The organism is uncultured Candidatus Kuenenia sp. (genome assembly GCF_900696675.1).
In the GTDB taxonomy this organism is placed as follows: domain Bacteria; phylum Planctomycetota; class Brocadiia; order Brocadiales; family Brocadiaceae; genus Kuenenia; species Kuenenia stuttgartiensis_A.
Genome location: NZ_CAADGZ010000197.1, coordinates 1 through 4,050 on the forward strand (window position 1 = coordinate 1; position 4,050 = coordinate 4,050).

6 protein-coding genes are annotated in these 4,050 nt (G+C 39.9%); 4 read left to right on the forward strand and 2 right to left on the reverse strand.

Annotation, left to right across the window (positions count from 1 at the left end; translation table 11 throughout):
• Positions 1–111: 111 nt before the first annotated feature.
• Both QZT26_RS16660 and QZT26_RS16665 read right to left on the reverse strand, forming a co-directional pair.
• Complete coding sequence (locus QZT26_RS16660) at positions 112–447, reverse strand: TSUP family transporter (protein ID WP_295103743.1); 336 nt, start codon at positions 445–447, stop codon at positions 112–114.
• A gap of 511 nt (positions 448–958) precedes the next feature.
• Positions 959–1,129: a hypothetical protein gene (locus QZT26_RS16665; protein WP_164995304.1), complete on the reverse strand. Its 171-nt coding sequence runs from the start codon at positions 1,127–1,129 to the stop codon at positions 959–961.
• Between the two features lie 35 nt (positions 1,130–1,164).
• Here QZT26_RS16665 and QZT26_RS16670 point away from each other — a divergent pair, with 35 nt between their 5' ends.
• From QZT26_RS16670 to QZT26_RS16685, 4 genes are all read left to right on the forward strand, one after another.
• Complete coding sequence (locus tag QZT26_RS16670; RefSeq protein ID WP_099326400.1) at positions 1,165–1,683, forward strand: pyridoxamine 5'-phosphate oxidase family protein; 519 nt, start codon at positions 1,165–1,167, stop codon at positions 1,681–1,683.
• A 231-nt stretch (positions 1,684–1,914) separates the two neighbouring features.
• Positions 1,915–2,193, forward strand: coding sequence for a peptidylprolyl isomerase (locus QZT26_RS16675; RefSeq protein ID WP_099326399.1), 279 nt, complete (start codon positions 1,915–1,917; stop codon positions 2,191–2,193).
• A 30-nt stretch (positions 2,194–2,223) separates the two neighbouring features.
• Complete coding sequence (locus QZT26_RS16680) at positions 2,224–2,469, forward strand: YdcH family protein (RefSeq protein WP_099326398.1); 246 nt, start codon at positions 2,224–2,226, stop codon at positions 2,467–2,469.
• Between the two features lie 133 nt (positions 2,470–2,602).
• Complete coding sequence (locus QZT26_RS16685; protein ID WP_295103748.1) at positions 2,603–3,784, forward strand: DUF362 domain-containing protein; 1,182 nt, start codon at positions 2,603–2,605, stop codon at positions 3,782–3,784.
• Positions 3,785–4,050 lie beyond the last annotated feature (266 nt).

The following is a 4,050-nucleotide window of genomic DNA, read 5'->3' on the forward strand; positions in this document are numbered from 1 at the left end:
TTGCAAGGAGACAACCCCGTGGAAAACCTTCTGGCATACGCCAAAAAAGCTCTTTTAACAAAAACCACTTCCGGCTTAACTTATAATATCGCTTGTTAATTTTTCAAAGAACTAAAGTGTTACAATAGAAAAGACTTTTCCGGCAAGCACATACTCGGCGAGAGGCTGCATGCCGCTGAAATAGTTCAGTAATAACGCCCCGACGATAGCCATGCCTGATGCGGGAATAGCAAATGTAAGTACGACCCGAATGTCCGCCCTCTTCCCGACCAGCACGACTTTAAATATATTGTTTGCAAGATGGACGAAGGCCGTTGCGCCAATGGCCACCTCCAGTGGGAAAAAAAGCGCAAAGGCCGGCATAAGCAGTGTCCCCAAACCAAAACCGGAAAAGAGAGTTAAGGCGGATACTATCAGTGAAACCGTGCAAATTATCAGATAAATCATGTATTTTCCTCTTTTTTCGGCAAAATATTTAATGGTGAAATACGAAATTCTAAGCACGAAATACGAAACAAATTCAAAAATACAAAATCCCAATGAAAAAACGGGTTTTGAACATTTGAAAATTGAAATTTGGGGTAACTATTCATCGTAAACGATACACGGCTCGTTCCCAAACATATACTTCACTATGTTCAGTACAAGGTTTGGCAACGAGTTGCGCTCTGATCTCCGGTAGTTTAATAAATCACGCTGAATAGTTACCAATATTTCATCGATTGGTTTACTACATATAAAATGTTTTCCGCTTTTGTAAAAAGAAATGCAAGGCAAGCCACTTTATTCTTTTGCATTGAAAATAAAGATATATTTTGTTATCTATTTCAAAGACCTGAAAAAATATTTTATTCTTTAGGTGTTTTCATATTATAAGCTCTATGTGAGTTTGGGATGAAGCATGCCCTCTATTGGTTCTGTAGCGGGGTTTTGCGGTTATGAGTATCAACAGAGAAAACTATACGTTTATGTCGCATTTAAAATAGGCGCCTGTTATAATTATCAGGTGCGTGGCGAGTATTTTTATTTGATAATCTGTCACTACCTGCGCCGGATTACGATGATGTGTGTTTGGACAATTTCCCCATATTGTTATTTCCCTTATTGTCTTATAAGTAAATTTTGACAACGTAATTTCCACAGGGTCATTAATAAAGGTATGAAATGTCAGAATCTTTTAATGAACTTAACAAGGAATTGCAAGAGTTTATTTCCCGGCAGAAGATGTTTTTTGTTGCAACTGCTCCTGAAAATGGCAATATTGCTATTTCTCCAAAATGCATGGATACATTCAGGTGTTTAGACCGCAAGACGATTATTTACCTGGACTTGAAAGGCAGTGGGAATAATACCGCTATGAACATACAAGAAAATGGCAGAATGGCGATGATGTTCTGCAGCTTTGACAAAGATCCCATGATACTTCGTTTATATGGGAAAGGCGAAGTGGTCCGGCAAGACGACGTGAAGTGGAGCGAATACTACCGGCATTTTCAGCATATTCACGGGAAACGCCAGATTATCCTGCTTAAAATCAATTCAGCACAGACTTCCTGCGGAACCTCTGTTCCTGTTTATGAGTTTAAAAGGGAACGGTCAAAGCTGAATGCGTGGGGAAAACTTAACATTATGGAGATTGGCAAACAAATAGTAAGTAAATTCCTGAAGACAGGTATAGTCTAAAATTTGTACTGCTATTTTTTATGAATAGTTTATGTGGTGTGTGGAACAACTCCATAAATCCCCCTTGTGGAGTTGCTGAAGGCCTTCTTCAACACCGCTCTTAACCGGGGAAAAAGAATTATTGGCCTAACATGTGTGAACGAGAGCCAGAAATAAAATTCGGCTTTTATGCAATTTTTCAGTGAAATAGTACAGATAATTAATCATTTTAAACTACGAAAGGAGTATCGCATGGTAAGAGCACGGGCGCGTCATATTCTGGTTTCAACTCAACAGGAATGCGAAGATATTAAATCAAAAATTCAAAATGGAGAAGAATTTGCAACAATGGCCCAGCAGTATTCGCAATGTCCATCAGGCAAACAGGGAGGAGATCTTGGAGAATTCGGACCAGGGCAAATGGTTAAGGAATTTGACCAGGTAGTATTCAGGGATGAAGTAGGAAAAGTTCACGGACCAATCTGTACGCAATTTGGCTACCACCTTATAGAAATTACCAGTCGAGCTTAATTCGTTAAAACGTAAGAAAGAGGATGCACAATGCAAAGCGAACACCATGCCCTCGCAAATGAATTTCCTGAATTTAGGGACAAAATCCATGACCTTAAAATGTCTGACGAACACTTTCAAAAACTTTTTGATGAGTACCACAAACTCGATCGGAAGGTGTACCGTGTTGAATACGATATCGAACCACGGTCGGACACTGCGCTTGAAGAACTAAAAAAACGCAGGCTTGCTTTAAAAGATGAGCTTTACAATATTCTAAAACATAGTGTTTCTTAATCATGAGTACAGCAAAATCATCGAAAATAAAAGGATCCTCTCCCTATCCACATCTTTAAGGCGCTTCCTTAAATGGTCCACCATCTGTAAACATTTACATTGTGATATAGGGGAGCACAAAGAGACGTATGCAATGTATCCAGAGAGATGTTATTTTCCCGGGAAACAGATACTGATAACACCAAAAAGAGAGAAATGTATGCGTGTACGATGCAAGGATTATACCAGAAGAGATTTTCTCAAGGGAACGGCAGGAACATTTGCCATGAGCACTTTTCCTACCATTTTTACCAGTTACGGAGGACTTCAGCAAAAAAAACACTCCGTATACATTAAAAAATATACCTCTTACGACAAAAACGACTTTCAACAGCTTAAAAACTGTATTGGGGAAATGGTTGCAAGCCTGTATCAGATTAATCCCTTTTTTTCGTATGGGGATAAAATATCCCTTAAAATAAATCTTGTTGCAACCAAAGATTGTCTCGACCTGCCTGCTGGCGATACGTACGTTACAAATCCGCTGGTGGTGAAGGCGCTTGGAGAGGTATTGCTTGATCTTGGCGCTGGTTCATTATTTATCGTTGAAGGCTCCACACATCCATCAAATACAATGGAGGCATTCACGGCGCTTGGATATGACGTAATTGCCTCTCAACTCGAAGCAACATTGATTGATCTGAATAAGGCAGACCCTTATCCTGATTTCACTCATGTAGACATTGAAAGAGGGCTTATTTACAACTCTATCGCGGTGAACAATCATATTGCCGAAACAGATTGCCTTATCACCGTCTCAAAATTAAAAGTCCACAGCTCGGCAGGAGTTACCCTGTCTTTGAAAAACATGATTGGTCTGTTGCCCATTCAAAAATATGGAACAAATGGAAATGGCGCACGCATGCAGTACGTACACTCTCCCGACCAAAGAACTCAAATCCCTTATAATATAGTGGATATTGCAAGGGCTTTTCCGATTGATTTTGCGTTTATAGACGGCATATCTGCCATCGATAAGGGCGAGGGTCCGTGGGTAAAAAACATCTCTTACGCAACTTCAGGGGTATTGGTAGCAGGCGATAATGCAGTTGCAGTGGATAGTATAGGAACCGCAATAATGGGGTTTTCACCGGAAACGGCTTACCCCTATCCTCCATTTGTGAATTGCTACAACCACATACAACTCGCAAGCAGTTACGGCCTTGGCTCTAATAATTTAAATGACATTGCCGTTTTGGGAGAAAAGGTAAAAGATGTAATGTATCCTTATACCCCTCCGGAGCAACAGGAAACTACTACAAAATCCTATCATTAAGCCGGAACCAAACAAGCAAGAAATAAAAAATCCGAAGTTCGAAGTACGAAATTCGAAACAAATTCCAAATTCCAAAATTCCAATTAAAAAACCGGGTTTTGAACATTTCCCCAGCTCGTTCCCGAACTCCTGGTTCACAAATGTATTTGAATACCCTCACCGTTTAACCCTGACAGGGTTCCAAACCCTGTCAGGGTTGTTTCATTCATATACTGGTGAAGCATATATACAATCGCTGCTATATCTCTGAAATAAAAATATAATCG